Genomic DNA, 18738 nt, shown 5'->3' with positions numbered 1-18738 from the left:
TTTCTAAAATAATAAACTATGATTTTTAACTGGTTTAAAATATTTATATATCATTTAAGGCAAAACAAATTGTTTTCGTTTTTAAATGTTTTGGGATTAAGCATTGGGATTGCCGGAGTAATTTTTGCCATTTTATATTGGAATAATGAAAACGCCTACGACCAATGGAATCCTGAAAAAGAGAATTCTTATCAGGTTCTAAACAAAATTGGCGGCACCGGAAATACATGGGCATCCAATTCAATACCTTTTGGAGAAACCTGCAAAGCTACCATTCCTGAAATTGAATCTGTTTGTTTCTTTAATAATACATGGTATGACAATGCTCCAATAAAATATCAGAATAAAAAGATAATGGCTGAAAAAATCACGATGTCTGACAATGGTTTTTTTGATGTTTTTCCGTTTCCGATTGTAAAAGGAGCCAAAACTAATATACTTAAAGAAGACAGCAGCGTTGCCATATCTGAGGAAACTGCAAAATTACTTTTTAATGATCAGGACCCAATTGGTAAATCACTGTCATATAACAATAAGGTTTATACTGTAAAATCGGTTTATCATTTGATTAGACCATCTTCTATAGAACCAAATTACGTTTTTGGCGGTGTTAAGCGTGAAGGTGATAAAACAAGCTGGGGAAATTTCAATTATGGCCTTATGATTAAAGCCAAAAAAGGCACTGATCCTAATGCACTTGTAAAGAAAATGCAAAATGTAAATTTTGTCAACAGAACAGTAAAAGATGCCAAAGAAAGTGGTCAGACGGTAGCACAATACGTTAAGGAAAATGGCGAAACAACTGTTATAATCGATCAGTTAAAAACGGCGCGTTTACACGGAACAAAATCTTCGCAAGGAATTAATTTTCCTGAAGGAAAAGGTAATTTACAATTGCTTTATATCATGGTTGGGCTTTCAATTTTGATTTTGGTTTTATCATTAGTAAACTATATTAATCTGGCAACAGCTTCGGCTATAAAACGCGCTAAAGAAGTTGGAGTCCGCAAAATTGTAGGCGCTACAAAAAGCCAGATTGTTACCCAGTTTATTTTTGAAACTGCCATAATTGTAATTTTGGGCATACTCTTCGCTTTGGCCATTGTTGAACTTTCCCTGCCTTATTATAATGTCTTTTTAAAGAAAACTTTGACTATGAATGGCAGTGAATTTTACCTGCAGCTTATTTTTATATTTGGATTAGTAATCGTTCTTGCCGGTATATTTCCTGCTGTTTATATCTCAAATTTTGAAACTTTAAAGGTTTTAAAAGGGAATTTCTCAAGAAGTAAAAGCGGAATCTGGATTCGAAATTCGATGTTGATTTTTCAATTCGGAATTGCTGCCTTTTTTATCATTGGTGCATTGATTGTAAACTCACAGGTAGATTATATGATGAATAAAGATCTTGGTTTTAGTGGCGATCAGGTAATTAGGGTTCCTTTTAATACTCCGGAACGCATAAAAAGAACAAGTCAATATCTGACCATGAAACAAGAAATTAAGAAGATTTCAGGAGTTCAGGAAATTTCTACTTTTGCAGGAACTTTTGGTAACAGTACCAATTCGAGTTCCGGGTTTACGCACAATGGTATTCATGTACAGCCAAGAAATGTTGAAATGGATTTTGGTTTTCTTGAAATGATGAAGATTAAAATTGTTCAGGGCCGCGATTTGCTGCCGCAGTTTGCATCAGATACTGTTAGTAATATGCTAATGAATGAAACATTGGTTAAAACCTTAAATCTTAAAAACCCGATAAATACTATTATAACATCTGGCTGGGGAAAAGACAGTGATGAGGAAAATATGAAATTTAAAATCGTGGGTGTTGTCAAAGATTTTCATATTACAGGACTTCAGGATAAAGTTCCTCCTATGGTTTTTATCAATCTTAAAACTTTACAATGGAATAATTTTAATAATGTTTATTTAAAAGTTTCTCCAAATAATTTAACCGAAACTTTGGCAAAACTAAAAACCTATTGGGAGAAAAATGTAAATCCTGATTATCCTTTTGATTATGAATTTGTCAATAAAGGATTTGCAAAAACGTATCAGGAACAAGTAAAACAAAAAGATTTATTCTTCATTTTAAATCTTGTTGTTATTGTCATCGCTATTTTTGGTTTGTTTGCTTTGGCTTCTTTTTCGATGGAAAGACGATTGAAAGAAATCGCTATCAGAAAAACTTTGGGTGCAGAAACAGATGCTTTATTGAAAGAATTATCAAAACAATATGTTGTTTTTTGCTTAATTGGTTTTGCGATTGGCGTCGTTCCTGCTTATATTTTATTGCAAAAATGGCTGGAGAATTTTGCTTTCAGAATTGGAGTTTCGGTAGTCCCGTTTACTATTGCGTTTATATCATTATTGGTTCTGACCTTATTAATTGTTTCGGCAAAAGCGTATCAGGTAACTAAAATAGATATTTTAAAGTATTTAAAATATGAATAAGAACTTGTAGACCATTTTTTTTAAATACCCGTTAGATTTTATAAATCTAACGGGTATTTTTTATTCTTCTTAAAAATGAATATCGATCTATTTCATTACAACATCAGAATATAATAGTTTATCAAGTTGTTTGTCTCTATCGTAAACATCTGCAAAAAAACTAATTTCGCCGGTTTCATCATTTACCCATGCGGTAAAATATCCGATATAAATTGGAATTTTGTTTTTAAGAACACAAGGCGTTTCTTTTTCTCCGCTCATTGCTTTGTCTATTTTTTCAACCGGCCAGTCAGGATTGTCTTTTAAAATTGCCAATGCTAATGGTTTTGCTTCTTTTACGTTTATACATCCGTGACTAAAGGTTCGTTTCTCAAATTCAAACAAACTCTTTGCAGGCGTATCGTGTAAATAAATATCGTTGGGATTCGGGAACATAAATTTTACTAATCCCAGAGAATTTTTAGGCCCTGGTTTTTGTCGCACACGACCTCCATTCCACTCCATATTATTTTCTTCCAGATAGTTTTTATCGCCCGCAATTTTGAGTTTTAATTCGTTATCTATTATGCTCTGCGGGACATTCCAATATGGGCTAAAAACTATTCTGTCCATCATTCCGCTAAAAATAACCGTTTCTGTCATTCTGGTACCCACAAAAACATCAGACACTATTTCGTATTTGCCATTTTTGACATAAAACAGCCTAAACGACGGAATATTAACCATTATATATTCATTTGCTTTTGCCAGTTTTGTTGGTATCCAGCGGCAGCGTTCCATATTGAGCATAATAGTTCGAATTCTATTCGAAACAGGTTCATTCATTTGATCGATATGCTCTCTCGTTAATGTGTAATTTAATTTAAGTCCATATCTTTTTTTATAATTTAATATGCCCGCCATCATTTCTTCATCATAAACATTTCTTTTAGAGTCTTGTTTTAAATCTCCCACAACAAACAAACGTGTCCTGATTTGTCCTACCATTGCTGAGCTATCCATTGGTTTTAGCTCTTTGTATGTTGCACTATCAATATCAATTTTATTCCATAAGTTATTCTTTTCGATAGTTCTGTATTTTTTCAATACATCCTGAAGTTTATAATATTGACCAAATAAAAGATGTTCGTCCTGATTAAGTCGCGCAGGATCAACAATAAGAGAGTCTAATATTCTGGAATACGAAATGTTTTTGGTTGGCAAATACCAGCCTATTTTTTTCAGGGTTGCGGCATCTTCGCCAGAATAAACATTACTTGCGTAAAACACATACATGCTTGTTAGTAGTAATTCGGTATTGATTTGAGAAGGTTTATCGGTAACATTTTCATTAAAAATCTCATCGATTTCATCTTTATAAGGCATCTTTTTCTCGATTCCCTGCTCTTTCAATAAATCGACTTTTTCATATAGCAAATGTCCGAATTCGCTAACTCTTTTATCGTCGTACCAAATTGTATTGTATTCTCTTTTTTTATAGAGTTCTAAAACATCTTTCTGGTATTTTTTTAACTTAGAATAGGTTTTGAAAAATTGCATAATAGAAACACTATCAACATTGAATCTTGTTAGTGATTTTTTAGGAAGCAAAGTATTCCCGATTAAAGGCAATTTATGAGGCAGATTCGGTTTTTCATTATTAGCAAAACCGGAAGAAGAAAATAAAAACCCCACTACGATAAATAAAAATAAGAAGGTAGAATTTCGCATCGTTTTATCTTTTTAAATTTTAGAAATAAATCTTATTTAAAAAACAGCGAAAACTATAAAATACCATAAAATAAGCTTCCGTCTATCTTTTATAATAGTAGAAAATCAAAAAATTTAGGGTACTCAAAGATACAAAATAAATTGAAGAGCATTTTACCTCAAACTACAAAATCATACGAAAATTCACATTTATTAACATTTATAATCCATTAGAAAATAATTTAAATTATGATCTTCTTTTTTCTTACAATTCAAAACCGAAAATAAAAAATTCGATTGTATTGGTTTGAATAATCTCTATATCAACAAATCCAATACAAAAAAGCCAAAATCCGAACAGAATCATTTATCTTTGCAGTCTGAAATGAGTTTAAATAAAAACAGTATTTAAATTAATTTCAGTCCATACAAACACGACAATAAAATGAAATTAGACAGAAAAGAAATTCTTAAAGCTTTGGAAACAATTACCGTAGCTGGAGAAGGAAAAAATATGGTTGAAAGTGGAGCTGTTGCCAATGTATTAACTTTTGGTGACGAAGTTGTAGTCGATTTAGTATTACATACTCCGGCAATGCACATTAAAAAAAGAGCAGAAGACGATATCAAAAAAACAATTCTTGAATTGGTATCTCCAGAAGCAAAAATTAAAGTAAACATTAAAGTAGAAACTCCGGAGAAAAACGAAATTAAAGGTCGTGCCATTCCGGGAATCAAAAATATAATTGCCGTTGCCTCTGGTAAAGGTGGAGTTGGAAAATCTACTGTTACGGCAAATTTAGCGGTAACATTAGCAAAAATGGGATTTTCAGTTGGAGTTCTTGATGCGGATATTTACGGGCCATCTATGCCTATTATGTTTGATGTCGAAAACGAAAAACCGACTTCGATTATGGTTGATGGAAAATCTAAAATGAAACCTATTGAAAGTTATGAGATCAAAATACTTTCTATCGGATTTTTTACAGCTCCAAGCCAGGCTGTAATCTGGAGAGGACCAATGGCAGCAAAAGCATTAAACCAAATGATTTTTGATGCAGATTGGGGAGAATTAGATTTCATGTTAATCGATTTACCTCCGGGAACAGGAGATATTCATCTTTCGATCATGCAGTCATTGCCAATTACAGGAGCAGTTGTTGTAAGTACACCACAAGCGGTGGCTCTTGCCGATGCTAAAAAAGGAGTTGCCATGTTTATGCAGGACAATATTAATGTTCCTGTTTTGGGAATTATAGAAAATATGGCTTACTTTACACCGGAAGAATTACCTGACAATAAATATTATATTTTTGGTCAGGAAGGAGCTAAAAACCTTGCAGAAGATTTAGATGTTCCTTTCTTAGGAGAAGTGCCAATTGTACAATCAATTCGTGAAGCGGGAGATTATGGCCGTCCGGCAGCTTTACAAACAGCATCAGTAATTGAAACTATTTTTGAAGAAATTACCCGTAATGTTGTACAGGAAACGGTAAACAGAAATGAAAGCTTACCTGCTACCGAAGCTATTAAAATTACAACTATGGCAGGTTGTTCAGCAGTAAAGAAATAATTATAATGAGAAAATTAGATAATTAGATAATGATATTTGGAGGATTTAAAATTTTCTAATTGACACATTATCTAATTATCTAATTCGCTCTAATTGACACATAAATATTATGACAACAGAAGAATTAACAAGCAACGTATTATTGGCTCTTGACGAAATCAGACCTTTTTTAAATTCTGACGGAGGAGACATTACACTTATTTCTATAGACGATGACAAACATGTTAAAGTTCGTCTGGAAGGAGCGTGCATTAGCTGTAGCGTAAATCAAATGACGCTAAAAGCGGGCGTTGAAACCACTATAAAAAAATATGCTCCACAAATAGAAACTGTGGTAAATATCATGTAATAAACATAATTTTAAGGGTCACTAAGAAAATTCTGATTTAACAAGAATATTTGACCTTTAATGATTTTGATTTCGAAAAACTCAAAAAACATTCAAAAAAAAGCTTGTTTTTGCGATTTTATTAAAAAAGTATCTAAAGTTTTAAGATATTTCAGTAAGGTATTGTTACATTTTTAACTTAAATTTGTGACGTAACCCCTTAAACCGAAATATATGAAGAATTTTTACGCTCTATTTTTATTAATGTTTTTTGTTTCAGCGAGTTATGCTCAACAAAATATAACAACACTCGTTGTTGACAAAGCTTATCTGAACGAAGCAGAAGAATGGTCTGATTTTACCTATTCAGGAAAAATTGTGTTCTCGACAAATTCAAATGAAGAAGAAGGAACTTTAAGAATTGGTAATTACGATTTTTTATATGATTTCTGCGACGGAAAAGCTAAATTTGCCAATAAAGCAACTTACAGCTCTGCAGAATTTTCACACCCAAGAAAAGTTTCTGTTAGCACCGATAAACAAGGTGTTGTAAACTCAACTTATGAAGGAACGCTAATTTTCCAGGCTGATAGAGATTATTACTCAGTGATAGCTGTTGTAACTTTATTAGAAAAAAACGGTTATATTCTGGGTGTAAAAATGCGCCAAAAAGAAGGAAACAAAAAAGAATACGCGTTTAGTACAAAACCAGGCAGTTAAAATAAACAAAAAGGATTTTTTCACGTTATTAAATCCTAAATCAGAAAAATTCCAACATTAAAAATGGATGTATTAATAAAGATTAAAGATCGAGAAGGAGTTATACACGAGTTACAAGCTCCAACTGATATGGCAATGAATATAATGGAGTTATGCAAGGCATACGAACTTCCTGTTGAGGGAACCTGCGGAGGAATGGCCATGTGTGCTTCTTGCCAGTGTTACGTTCTAAATGATGTTGCATTACCTGAAATGGGAGATGAGGAAGAAGCCATGCTTTCGGAAGCATTTTATGTTAAATCTAATAGCCGTTTAGGTTGTCAGATTCCAATTACGGAGCAATTAGAAGGTCTGGAATTAGAACTGGCACCTGAATATTAAGAATAAATTACAATATTTTAAATTCCAAATTCCAATAGTGCTGGTCGTTCTATTGGAATTTTTTATTTGAAGCTAATTCTAGAATATTTAAAAAAAGCGAGAATTTATAATTCTCGCTTTTTTTATTTCTGGTCTCTAAATTAAACCGGACAGTCCCGAAGCCTCGGGATAAAAACCTGTCCGGTTTGTCAATCTCTATCCTTTTTCACAAAAAAACCGTAATCACATTGCTGCAATTACGGTCTTTCCTTTATAACAATTTTCTTTAATCTCGAATTATACCAAACCTGCCTGAATTAAATATTCAGCAATTTGAATTGTGTTTGTTGCAGCTCCTTTTCTTAAGTTATCAGCAACAATCCACATGTTTAATGTGTTTTCCTGGCTTTCGTCACGACGAATTCTTCCAACAAAAACATCATTTTTACCTTCTGCATACAATGGCATTGGGTAAGTAAATGTGTCCAAATTATCCTGAACCACTACTCCATCAGTATTGTGTAAAATTTCGCGAACTTCGTTTACATCAAAATCATTTGTAAACTCAACATTTACAGCTTCGCTATGTCCGCCTACAACTGGTACACGAACCGCAGTAGCCGTAACTCTGATGGTATTATCACCAAGAATTTTTTGAGTCTCACGCACTAATTTCATTTCTTCTTTAGTGTATCCGTTCTCTTCGAAACTATCACAATGTGGAATCGCATTTCTATGGATCGGGTATTTGTATGCCATTTCTCCCTGAACTCCTGCGTATTCATTTTCTAATTGTCTAACTGCTTTTACACCCGTTCCGGTGATTGATTGGTAGGTAGAAACAATGATTCTTTTAATGTTGTATTTTTTATGCAAAGGTGCCAATGCCAAAACCATTTGAATAGTAGAGCAGTTTGGATTTGCGATAATTTTATCTGCACTTGTCAAAGTATCTGCATTGATTTCCGGCACTATTAATTTTTTAGTCGGATCCATTCTCCATGCCGATGAGTTGTCGATAACGGTTGTTCCGGCAGCAGCAAATTTTGGAGCCCATTCTAATGACGTATCTCCTCCGGCAGAAAAAACTGCAATATCAGCTTTCATATCAACCGCTGTTTGCATTCCTACAACTTTATATTTTGTTCCTTTATATTCAATTTCTTTTCCTATTGATTTTTCAGATGCAACAGGAATTAATTCTGTAACAGGAAAATTTCTTTCTGCCAACACTTTAAGCATTACTTCGCCAACCATACCAGTGGCACCTACAACCGCTATTCTCATTTTTATATTTTTAGTATGAATTAAATCTAATTTATAATGCAAAAGTATACATAATAAAAGTCAAAACAAGGCGCTTCACAAAAAATAACAAAATGTTACAAATTAAACAAAACAAAAAAAACCGCCTCAATTAAGAAGCGGTTAAGTTAGACTTAGTGTAGCGGTATATTATATTATTGTTTATTTTTTAATAAATCCCTAATTTGAATAAGCAGCTCTTCCTGCGTTGGTCCTGCCGGAGCAGCTGGTGGCGGAACTTCTTTCTTTTTAATATTATTTATTCCTTTAATGATTAAGAACAAAACAAAAGCCACAATTATAAAGTTAATTACTGCCGAAAGAAACAAACCATACTTTACGCCCCCAAAAGCCGTAAGCTCTTCTATAGTAGATAAATGCGCCGCATCAAGAGCAGGTTTCAATATTAAAGGCGTAATTACATTTTCGATTAATGAGCTTACAATTTTGCCAAAAGCAGCTCCAATAATAACACCGACAGCCAAATCGACTACGTTGCCTTTCATTGCAAATTCCTTAAATTCAGAAAATATTCCCATAACTGTTCTTTTTATTTGTAATTAATAGATATCGAAAATACGGAATTTTCTTTAAAGTTACAGCAAACTATCTGAAAAATACCCTTTTTACGCGTTGCGAAATACTAGTCAGAATTTCGTATGGAATTGTTTTTAAAGCATTTGCAATCTCCGTTACTGTTGGGCTTTCGCCAAAAATAATAACCGAATCTCCTTCTTTACAATCAATTTCGGTTACATTAACCATTAACATATCCATACAAACACTACCTACAATTGAGGCTTTTTGATTTTTAATGACAACATAACCTACCTCATTTCCCCACAAACGTGAAATTCCGTCTGCATAACCAATTGGAATTGTTGCAATTTTAGTGGGTTTCTCTGCCATAAAACGGCGTCCGTAGCCTACGCTATCGCCTGCCGGAATCGTGCGAACCTGAGAAATAATCGATTTTAAAGTTCCAACATTTTCCAGATATTTTTGTTCTGCCGGATCGTTTGAAACTCCATATAAACCAATTCCTAAACGAACCATATTAAATTGCGCCTCAGGAAAATTGCTAATTCCCGAAGTATTCAAAATATGACGAATTGGATTAATATTTAATTCTGAAATTAATTTTGATGATAATTTTTCGAATAACTTAATCTGAGAAATCACAAAATCATAGTGATTCATATCGTCACTTGTTGCCAAATGTGATAAAACACTTTGCACTTTAACGGTTGTGTTTCCTTTTAAGGTTTCAATTAATTCGGTTAATGTATTTTCTTCAAAACCCAAACGATGCATTCCGGTATCAAGTTTTATGTGAATCGGAAAATCTTTTAGATTCTTTTCTCGTGCAATTTTTAAAAAGGCATTTAATCCTTTTACACTATAAATTTCAGGTTCTAACTGATATTGAATAATCGAAGGAAAACTGGTCGATTCCGGATTTAAAACCATAATTGGGAGTTTAATTCCGCCATTTTTAAGTGAGATTCCTTCATCGGCGAAAGCCACACCCAAATAATCGACTTTATGATGTTCAAGCAATTTAGCAATTTCCAAACCACCGTTTCCATAACCAAAAGCTTTTACCATTACCATGATTTTTACATCATTGGCCAATTTAGATTTAAAGAAATTTAAGTTATGACTAATCGAATCGAGATTAATTTCAAGAATCGTTTCATGTGTTTTCTCTTCTAGTAAAGTCACGATTTCTTCAAACTGAAATGATCTTGCCCCTTTTATCAAAATAGTTTCATTGGCAAAATTCAGGCTTTCAAAATGCGCAATAAACTCTGCTGTATTTTGAAACGTAATACAATTGGAAAACTTGTCTGCAAAAGATGAAATAGTCGAACCAATGCCAATTACGCGATTGATTTTATTGTCTGAAATAAGCTGGGCAACTTTAGAATATAATTCTTCATTTGAAAATCCGCTTTGAAAAATATCTGATAAAATAACCGTTTTTGAAGCGTTCTTTTTTTGACTTTCCAGAAAATCCAACGCAATTTTCAGCGATTGAAAATCAGAGCTGTAACTATCATCAATAATACTGCAGTTGTTGATTCCGTTTTTAACTTCCAGGCGCATTTCTACCGGATACAACATTTGCATGCGATTTTGAATTGTTGCAGAATCATACTCAAAATGAAGTAAAACCAGCAAACAAGAAATAGCATTTTCTATAGAAGCAGAATCCTGAAACGGAATTTCAAGATCGAAAATTTCATTTTTATATTGATATTCAATACGTGTTTTATCGTTTCTTTTTTCTTTTTTCAGAATAAAAACATCAGCCGTTTGATCCCTGAAGCTCCATGAAAAAAGTTTTCGCGGGTGAAGCATATATTCTGCCGCAAATTGTGACATACAGGAATCAACAGTTTCATTTTTTTGATAAATAATTACCGGACAATCTTTAAACAAAAGCAGTTTTTCGTCAATCTTTTGCACTAAATTTAAAAAACCTTCATCGTGCGCCGTACCAATATTGGTCAGCACGCCAATTGTTGGTTTAATAATTTTTTCGAGTTTATCCATTTCGTTAACCGTCGAAATTCCCGCTTCAAAAATACCCAGGTTGTGTTTTTCGTTAATAGCAATTACAGAAAGCGGAACGCCAACTTGTGAGTTATAACTTTTTGGACTTCTGATAATATTATAATCCGGACTTAGTAAAAAATTAAGCCATTCTTTTACAATCGTTTTTCCGTTGCTTCCGGTCAGGCCGATTATTGGAAAATCGAAAAGATGTCTGTAATAAGCCGCAAAATGCTGCAATGCATTTAAAGTGTTTTTTACAACCATAAAATTGGCTTTCCCCTCGCAATTTTCAGGAATATACTGCACAACAAAATTCTGAACGCCTTTGTCTATAAGTTCTGATATATATAAATGAGCATCATTATTTACGCCGGTTAAGGCAAAAAATAAAGTTTGCGATCCGTTTTGCAACGAACGGCTGTCAATCGAAATATGATCGATAAAAATAGCAGCTTCAGCGCCAATCCATTTGGCTTCAAGAACTGATATAAGGTTTTTTAAATTTATGCTCATTTTGGAAATTTCTTTTGTCAAATTTAAAAAAAGGTTTGCCACTAATTTCACAAATTTTCCCGAATTATTCTTCACGCAGATTTAAAAAAGATTTTGGCAGATGCCCACAGATTTTTATTTATCAAATCTGCAGAATCTGCGTGAAACAAATATTGAACAGGTTTGCCACAAATTAGCGCGAATTATTTTTCACGCAGATTTAAAAAAGATTTTAGCAGATGCCCACAGATTTTTATTTATCAAATCTGCTAAAATCTGCAGAATCTGCGTGAAATAAATATTAAACATAATTTAAAAAGTTTGTCACGAATTCCACGAATTTAATTTGCGAAAATTCGTGAAATTCATGGCAAAAAAAAATATTTCCCTATATTTGTGAAGACCTCAAATTAAAGATTTTGAAAAAAATACTGCCTATATTCTCCTATATATTGCATCCGATTTTTATTTCGATGTATGCTACTTTATTTTATTTGTTTTGTAAAGGTGATATTTTTACAAATCAGGAGAAATATTATGTTTTATTTCAAATTCTCATCATTACGATTTTGGTTCCCGTATTATTTTTTATGCTCCTTCGCTCAACAGGACATGTAAAATCTGTAATGGTTCATGAAACTTCGCAACGCAAAATTCCGCTTATTTTACAATGTTTTCTTTATATTTTATTGGTAAAAAGAAGCATTGTCATTATGCGTTATCCTGAATTGCATTTCTTTTTTCTTGGTGCTTTGTTCAGTACAATTTTGGCTTTAATAGGATCCCTTTTCAAAATAAAGGCAAGTTTGCACATGATGGCAATTAGCGGATTTACTGTTTTTGTTATCGGGTTAAGCATTCACTTGCAAATGCAAAATCCTTATTGGACTGCGTTGATGGTTTTCCTGACGGGAATTGTAGCATCATCAAGATTAGTTATGGAAGCGCACACAAATAAAGAGCTGCTTATTGGTTTGGCACTTGGTATATTTCCGCAAATGCTCTTTTTATATCTGTGGCTATAAAATATAAAATATCAATCCCGCATTTAAGGTTCTAACATCTATTTTTTGTCCAGAAGTAGTAATGACGTCTTTAAACAAAGGGTTTAATCCGTAATTTAGGTAAACATTCCAGGTATTGTAACCTGCAGCGAGGTAAACGCCATATTGAACTTTATTTATATTCGGATTATTTTTAACTACATACTTCTCTTCGCCATTGTCTAAAACAGATTTATTAGAAAAGACATAACTAATTTTAAATCCTCCATAAATTCTCCAAAATCTATAACTTTCATAAGTCGAATTTCTCCATCGAAATTCTATTGGAAGATCGACCAAATACTGCCTGTATCTATTGGAACTAATATCATTATAGTCACTTACGGCATAAGCCAAACCTCCGTCGGGCATTTTAGAAATAGTAAGATTTTGAAAATAATTCTGATAGCTTAATCCTAAACCAGTAGCAATTGCAACGGTTCTTTTTTTATTAATTGGCATGTCGCGCAAAAATCCTGCAGAAAGTCCCGCAGAAAATTTATTTTGTTTGAGGCCTTCCGGGATCTGAGTTAACAAATTATAAGTGATCGAAAAATAAAACTGATCTTCACGATATAATGAATCGATTTTTACAATCGGTTCTATTTTAGGCTTTGTTTCTTCCTGAGAAAAAACACTAAAAAACGACATTATAAATAAACAACTAAAAAGGAATCGCATATCGTATTTTGGTTTTAAGGATGTTCTCAAGTAAACGTTTTTTAGAGTTGAATTATTTCACTTACAAATATAATATAATGCTGGCTCAAGAAGTGAATTGACATGAAATTATTCTTTTTTTCGCTACAAATAAATTCTTTCATTGCACTATTTTCAATAAATCAGTAATAGAATCAAAAAAACAAATCGATTATTCATTGCTCTTTTATACCTTTGTCATGCATGAAAAAAAAGCAGCTCATATTAAGTGTTTCTTTGGCGCTGACAGTATTGTTCTCAATATTGTTTCAGTCGATACACAGTTATGAGCATATTGTAAAGCAGCTTTCAGAGAAACAATGTCATCATGATTATAGTGATCCAAACGGAGAAATAACACATCAGCATCATGATTATGATTTGTGTTATGTTTGTCATTTTGCTTTTGGAAGTTATATTATTCCCGAAGAATTTTCATTTCAACTTTATACTTTACACAAAGAAATTCCTTATTTCTTTACACGTTCAGAAAAAATATTTTCATTTTCAGAAAGTGCTTATTTATTACGTGGTCCGCCCGCAGCTTTAGTTTCTTAATTTCGATTATTCGAAAAAATCAAAAAAGTCTTTATTCTAATGCGAAACAGGCAAGTTTTCCATCTTGAAAATGTATCAGGATTGGCAAGTTTACTTTGATTTCATGTTTTAGTTTAAAGAAAAAATCAATTAACTATAGCATCATTTTCAAATGAAAAAAATAATATTAGCCCTTATTTTAGGGTTTTCGAGCCTGCTTTCGGCTCAAAATTCTGTTTCAGGAACCGTAACAAATCTTGAAAACCAAGCCATGCCCGGCGTTTCTGTATATGCGCCTGAATTGCACAGAGGAACAACCACTGACGAAAACGGAAAATATGAATTTAAAAATCTTCCAAACGGAAGTTTACGACTTGCTTTTGCTTTTGTTGGATATACAACTCAAAACAAAACTATTTCCAAAATATTAAAAGACAACACTTTAGACATAATTCTTACCGAATCTATTTTTGAAATGGACGAAGTAGTCGTTTCAACTCCTTTCAACAAATTGCAATCGCAAAACGTTATGAAAGTCGAGCATGAAAGCATCAAAACATTACAGCAAAAAGGAACTTCGACGTTAATCGAAGGTTTGGCTACGATTCCGGGAGTTTCTCAAATTTCTACCGGAACTTCTATCGGAAAACCGGTTATTAGAGGTTTAAGCGGAAATCGTGTTTTGGTATATTCTCAAGGGGTAAGAATTGAAAATCAACAATTTGGAGACGAACATGGTTTAGGTTTAAACGATGCGGGAATTGAAAGTGTTGAAGTTATCAAAGGACCGGCTTCTTTATTATATGGCTCTGATGCTTTGGGAGGAGTTTTATATTTTAATCCTGAAAAGTTTGCTGATGCCGGGACTTTTAAAGCGAATTTCAGTCAAAAATATTTCACGAATACACAAGGAAGCAATTCATCTATTGGATTAAAAACTTCTACAGACAACTGGAAATTTTTAGCTAGAGGAAGTTACAACACACATTCTGATTATAAAATTGCCGATGGCAATCGCGTAACGAATTCACGTTATAATGAAACCGATTTTAAAACCGGAATTGGATACAGTAATTCCAGCTTTTCTAGTGTTTTAAGATACAACTACAACAAACTGGATATCGGAATTCCGGAAGACGGAATTGGTGAACAATCTTCTAGCAAAGACACACAATTTCCAAGACAGGGAATTTTCAATCATTTATTGAGTTTAAACAATGTAATCTTTTTCGAAAATTCGAAACTAGATGTTGATTTGGGCTACATTTCAAATGACAGAAGTGAATTTGAAGATAACAACGAGGCTTCTTTACACATGAAACTGAATACTTTAAATTATAATGCAAAATATCATTTTCCGAAATTTGGTAAAATTGAAACGATTTTAGGTGTTCAGGGAATGCATCAAACGAACAAGAATTCTGGTGAAGAATATTTGATTCCGGATGCTACAACGAATGATTTTGGTGTTTTTGGAACTGCAAATTACGAATGGAATTCCAGCGTTTTACAAGCAGGATTGCGTTTTGACAACAGAAACGTAACTTCTGAAGCGCACGGAACTGAGGGCGAAGAAGGTTATTTTCTTCCTTTAGACAAATCATTTGACAGTTTTAATGCTTCTTTGGGATATAAAACAAAACTGGCAGAACCGCTTACACTTCGATTGAATGTTGCGACTGGTTTTAGAGCACCAAATCTTGCTGAGCTGACTTCAAATGGCGTTCATGAAGGAACAAACCGTTATGAAATTGGAAATGCTAATTTGAAAACTGAACAAAACGTTCAGACTGATTTGAATTTAGAATATAAAAATTCGCATTTTGAATTCTTCATCAACGGATTTTACAATCACATCAACAATTACATTTATACTTCGCCAACCGGAGATGTTTTAGACGATAATGACGTTTTTGCCTATATTCAGGATAATGCAAAATTATACGGAGGTGAGCTTGGATTGCATTTTCATCCGCATCCTTTAGACTGGCTGCATTTTGAGACAAGTTTTGAAACTGTAACGGGTAAAAAAGACAACAATGATTATTTGCCTCTGATTCCGGCAAACAACTGGAACAATACGCTAAGAACTGAATTTAAAATCAAAAATTGGTTTGAAGAAGGATATGCTTCTTTAAACGTTTCTTCGACTTTTGATCAAAGTAATGTAAGTGGTTTTGAAACGGCTTCAAAAGGATATACTTTAGTAAATTTAGGTTTTGGAGGAACTGTAAAATTAGGTAAAACTGCTTTTGATGTAAACCTTAACGGAAACAATTTATTCGATAAAAAATATATCGCACATCTTTCGAGATTAAAAACTGACGGTGTACCAAATATTGGAAGAAATATTGTGTTAGGAGTAAACTTCAATATCTAATTTTTTTTAAAACCATATAAGTTATATAAGTTCATTTAAGCTTGCTTACATTTACTTATATAGCTTATATGGTTTATTTTTTAACACAAAAAGTGCTATTTTTGTTACAACTGACAAACCTAAACTATGAAAAAAACAATTCTTATAATGGCTATTACTACTGCAGGGATTTCATTTGGGCAAAATAATATTAAATATCCCGAAACTAAAAAAGGCGAAACTGTTGATGTGTATTTCGATACTAAAGTTAGCGATCCGTATCGTTGGCTTGAAGACGATAAATCTGCTGAAACAGGTGCCTGGGTAAAAGCACAAAATGAAGTTACGTATGGTTATTTGGATAAAATTCCGTTTCGTGAAGAGTTAAAGAAACGAATGGAAAAACTTTGGAATTATGAAAAGATAGGTGCTCCGTATACAGAAGGAAAGTTTACTTATTTTTCTAAAAACAACGGACTTCAAAATCAATCGGTTATTTATAGAAAAGATGAAAAAGGCAAAGAAGAAATTTTTCTGGATCCGAATACTTTCTCTAAAGATGGAACGACTTCACTTGGCGGTTTAGATTTTTCTAAAGATGGAAATAAAGCTGCATATTCTATCTCTGAAGGCGGAAGCGACTGGAGAAAAGTAATCATTATTGATGCTTTGTCTAAAAAAGTCCTTGAGGATACTTTAGTTGATGTAAAATTTAGCGGTGTTTCATGGTTAGGAAACGAAGGATTTTATTATTCTAGTTACGACAAACCAAAAGGAAGCGAATTATCTGCCAAAACAGATCAGCATAAATTGTATTTTCACAAGTTAGGAACTTCTCAAAAAGAAGATAAAGTCATTTTTGGCGCCGATCAAAAACGTAGATATGTGGGTGGCTATGTTACCGAAGACAATCATTATTTGGTAATTACAGCAGCCAATTCTACTTATGGAAATGAGCTTTACATAAAAGATCTGACCACCCCAAACAGCCCAATTATAACTATTGTTGATAATTTTAACAGCGACAATATTATTATTGATAATGATGGAAGTAAATTATTTATCGAAACCGATTTTAATGCGCCAAACAAACGCGTTGTATCTGTAGATTTCAGCAATCCGAAACCAGAAAACTGGAAAGATTTCATCAAGGAAACAGAAAATGTTTTAGCACCTTCAACAGGCGGCGGATATTTATTTGCCAATTATACAAAAGATGCTGTTTCATTGGTTTTGCAATATGACTATAACGGAAAATTAGTTCGTGAGATCAAACTTCCTGCCGTAGGAACTGCCGGCGGATTTGGAGGTAAAAAACATGAAAAAGTCTTGTATTACAGCTTTACCAATTATACAACTCCGGGAAGTATTTTTTCTTTTGATCCAAAATCAGGCAAATCAGAAGTATATCAAAAACCTAAAGTAGATTTTAAAAGTGAAGATTATGAATCTAAACAGGTTTTCTACACTTCAAAAGACAGAACAAAAATCCCGATGATTATTACTTATAAAAAAGGGACAAAACTAGACGGTAAAAACCCAACGATTCTTTATGGTTACGGTGGATTCAATATTAGTTTAACTCCGGCATTTAGTATTGCAAATGCTGTATGGATGGAAAACGGAGGTGTTTATGCGGTTGCCAATTTAAGAGGCGGTGGTGAATACGGAAAAAAATGGCATGATGCCGGAACAAAATTGCACAAACAAAATGTATTTGATGATTTTATCGCTGCTGCGGAATATTTAATTGCACAAAAATATACTTCATCTGATTTCTTAGCGATTCGCGGAGGTTCAAACGGAGGTTTATTAGTAGGCGCAACAATGACACAACGTCCAGATTTAGTTAAAGTAGCATTGCCAGCCGTAGGTGTAATGGATATGTTACGTTACCATACTTTTACTGCCGGTGCAGGCTGGGCGTACGATTACGGAACGGCTCAGGACAATAAAGAAATGTTTGAATATTTAAAAGGATATTCGCCAGTACAAAACGTAAAAAAAGGCGTAAAATATCCGGCAACAATGGTAACAACAGGAGATCATGACGATCGTGTTGTACCGGCACACAGTTTTAAATTTGCTGCAGAATTACAGGATAAACAAACCGGAGATAATCCTGTTTTGATTCGTATTGATGTAAAAGCGGGTCACGGAGCAGGAAAATCTGTTGCAGCTACAATTCAGGAAAATGTAGATATTCAGGCGTTCACGCTTTACAATATGGGATTTAAGGCTTTACCGAAAAAGTAAACTTTAGTCTATAATTTTTATAGCCACAAATTCACTAATTAATATTGTGAGTTTGTGGTTATTTTTTTGCCACAGATTAGGGGATTAGAATGATTTTAAAATCTGTAAAGTTTTTTTGCCACGAATTTCACGAATTTTCACTAATTAAATTCGTGTCATTCATGGTAAATTTTTGCATTAATCTGTGAGAATCTTTTAATCTGTGGCAAACTTTTAACCGCAAAGAATTAGTGAAAATTCGTGAAATTCGCGGCGAACTTTTTTAAGATTTGTTTCACGCAGATTCTGCAGATTTGAGCAGATTTATTTAATTTGAAAAATAAGATCTGCACGAATCTGTTTAAATCTTTTTAAAATC

Annotated in this window: 14 protein-coding genes; 9 read left to right on the top strand and 5 right to left on the bottom strand. The window is 33.2% G+C overall.

Annotated elements, in window-relative coordinates:
* Positions 1-18: 18 nt before the first annotated feature.
* Complete coding sequence (locus tag BUE22_RS09105) at positions 19-2457, top strand: ABC transporter permease (RefSeq protein WP_073394704.1); 2439 nt, start codon at positions 19-21, stop codon at positions 2455-2457.
* Between the two features lie 87 nt (positions 2458-2544).
* Here the strand turns inward: BUE22_RS09105 and BUE22_RS09100 are convergent, their stop codons facing one another.
* Complete coding sequence (locus tag BUE22_RS09100; RefSeq protein WP_073394701.1) at positions 2545-4167, bottom strand: L,D-transpeptidase family protein; 1623 nt, start codon at positions 4165-4167, stop codon at positions 2545-2547.
* Between the two features lie 424 nt (positions 4168-4591).
* On the opposite strand from BUE22_RS09100, the gene BUE22_RS09095 reads away from it, so the two are divergent.
* The 4 genes from BUE22_RS09095 to BUE22_RS09080 all read left to right on the top strand — a co-directional run bounded on the left by BUE22_RS09095 (position 4592) and on the right by BUE22_RS09080 (position 7148).
* Positions 4592-5719 carry an Mrp/NBP35 family ATP-binding protein gene (locus BUE22_RS09095; protein ID WP_042563330.1) on the top strand — a complete coding sequence of 376 codons (1128 nt, stop codon included), beginning with the start codon at positions 4592-4594 and terminating at the stop codon, positions 5717-5719.
* A gap of 109 nt (positions 5720-5828) precedes the next feature.
* Positions 5829-6068 carry a NifU family protein gene (locus BUE22_RS09090; RefSeq protein WP_026982674.1) on the top strand — a complete coding sequence of 80 codons (240 nt, stop codon included), beginning with the start codon at positions 5829-5831 and terminating at the stop codon, positions 6066-6068.
* A 213-nt stretch (positions 6069-6281) separates the two neighbouring features.
* A complete protein-coding gene (locus tag BUE22_RS09085) occupies positions 6282-6767 on the top strand; it encodes a hypothetical protein (RefSeq protein ID WP_073394699.1) in 486 nt (161 codons plus the stop codon).
* A gap of 63 nt (positions 6768-6830) precedes the next feature.
* Complete coding sequence (locus tag BUE22_RS09080; RefSeq protein ID WP_042563328.1) at positions 6831-7148, top strand: 2Fe-2S iron-sulfur cluster-binding family protein; 318 nt, start codon at positions 6831-6833, stop codon at positions 7146-7148.
* A gap of 276 nt (positions 7149-7424) precedes the next feature.
* On the opposite strand, the gene BUE22_RS09075 is transcribed toward BUE22_RS09080, so the two are convergent.
* The 3 genes from BUE22_RS09075 to BUE22_RS09065 form a co-directional block, all read right to left on the bottom strand.
* On the bottom strand, positions 7425-8414 hold the full coding sequence (locus tag BUE22_RS09075) for an aspartate-semialdehyde dehydrogenase (RefSeq protein WP_073395027.1): 990 nt from the start codon (positions 8412-8414) through the stop codon (positions 7425-7427).
* A 173-nt stretch (positions 8415-8587) separates the two neighbouring features.
* Positions 8588-8971 (bottom strand): large conductance mechanosensitive channel protein MscL, encoded by a 384-nt coding sequence (mscL, locus tag BUE22_RS09070; protein WP_073394697.1) that lies wholly within the window; start codon positions 8969-8971, stop codon positions 8588-8590.
* A gap of 67 nt (positions 8972-9038) precedes the next feature.
* Positions 9039-11507: a bifunctional UDP-N-acetylmuramoyl-tripeptide:D-alanyl-D-alanine ligase/alanine racemase gene (locus BUE22_RS09065; protein ID WP_073395026.1), complete on the bottom strand. Its 2469-nt coding sequence runs from the start codon at positions 11505-11507 to the stop codon at positions 9039-9041.
* 398 nt (positions 11508-11905) lie between these two features.
* Here BUE22_RS09065 and BUE22_RS09060 point away from each other — a divergent pair, with 398 nt between their 5' ends.
* Positions 11906-12511 (top strand): hypothetical protein, encoded by a 606-nt coding sequence (locus tag BUE22_RS09060; RefSeq protein ID WP_073394695.1) that lies wholly within the window; start codon positions 11906-11908, stop codon positions 12509-12511.
* Here BUE22_RS09060 and BUE22_RS09055 read toward each other — a convergent pair.
* Entirely contained in the window at positions 12506-13240 is a 735-nt protein-coding gene (locus BUE22_RS09055; RefSeq protein ID WP_317043534.1) for a porin family protein, read from the bottom strand. The genes BUE22_RS09060 and BUE22_RS09055 overlap by 6 nt on opposite strands.
* Positions 13241-13432: 192 nt before the next feature.
* On the opposite strand from BUE22_RS09055, the gene BUE22_RS09050 reads away from it, so the two are divergent.
* The 3 genes from BUE22_RS09050 (at position 13433) to BUE22_RS09040 (ending at position 18380) form a co-directional block, all read left to right on the top strand.
* Positions 13433-13786: a hypothetical protein gene (locus tag BUE22_RS09050; protein WP_042563325.1), complete on the top strand. Its 354-nt coding sequence runs from the start codon at positions 13433-13435 to the stop codon at positions 13784-13786.
* A gap of 151 nt (positions 13787-13937) precedes the next feature.
* Complete coding sequence (locus BUE22_RS09045; protein ID WP_073394693.1) at positions 13938-16145, top strand: TonB-dependent receptor; 2208 nt, start codon at positions 13938-13940, stop codon at positions 16143-16145.
* Between the two features lie 126 nt (positions 16146-16271).
* Positions 16272-18380, top strand: coding sequence for a prolyl oligopeptidase family serine peptidase (locus tag BUE22_RS09040; protein ID WP_073394691.1), 2109 nt, complete (start codon positions 16272-16274; stop codon positions 18378-18380).
* Positions 18381-18738 lie beyond the last annotated feature (358 nt).

The sequence above is a fragment of the Flavobacterium pectinovorum genome (assembly GCF_900142715.1).
Lineage (GTDB): Bacteria > Bacteroidota > Bacteroidia > Flavobacteriales > Flavobacteriaceae > Flavobacterium > Flavobacterium pectinovorum.
This window is presented reverse-complemented; position numbering and strand designations above follow the sequence as displayed.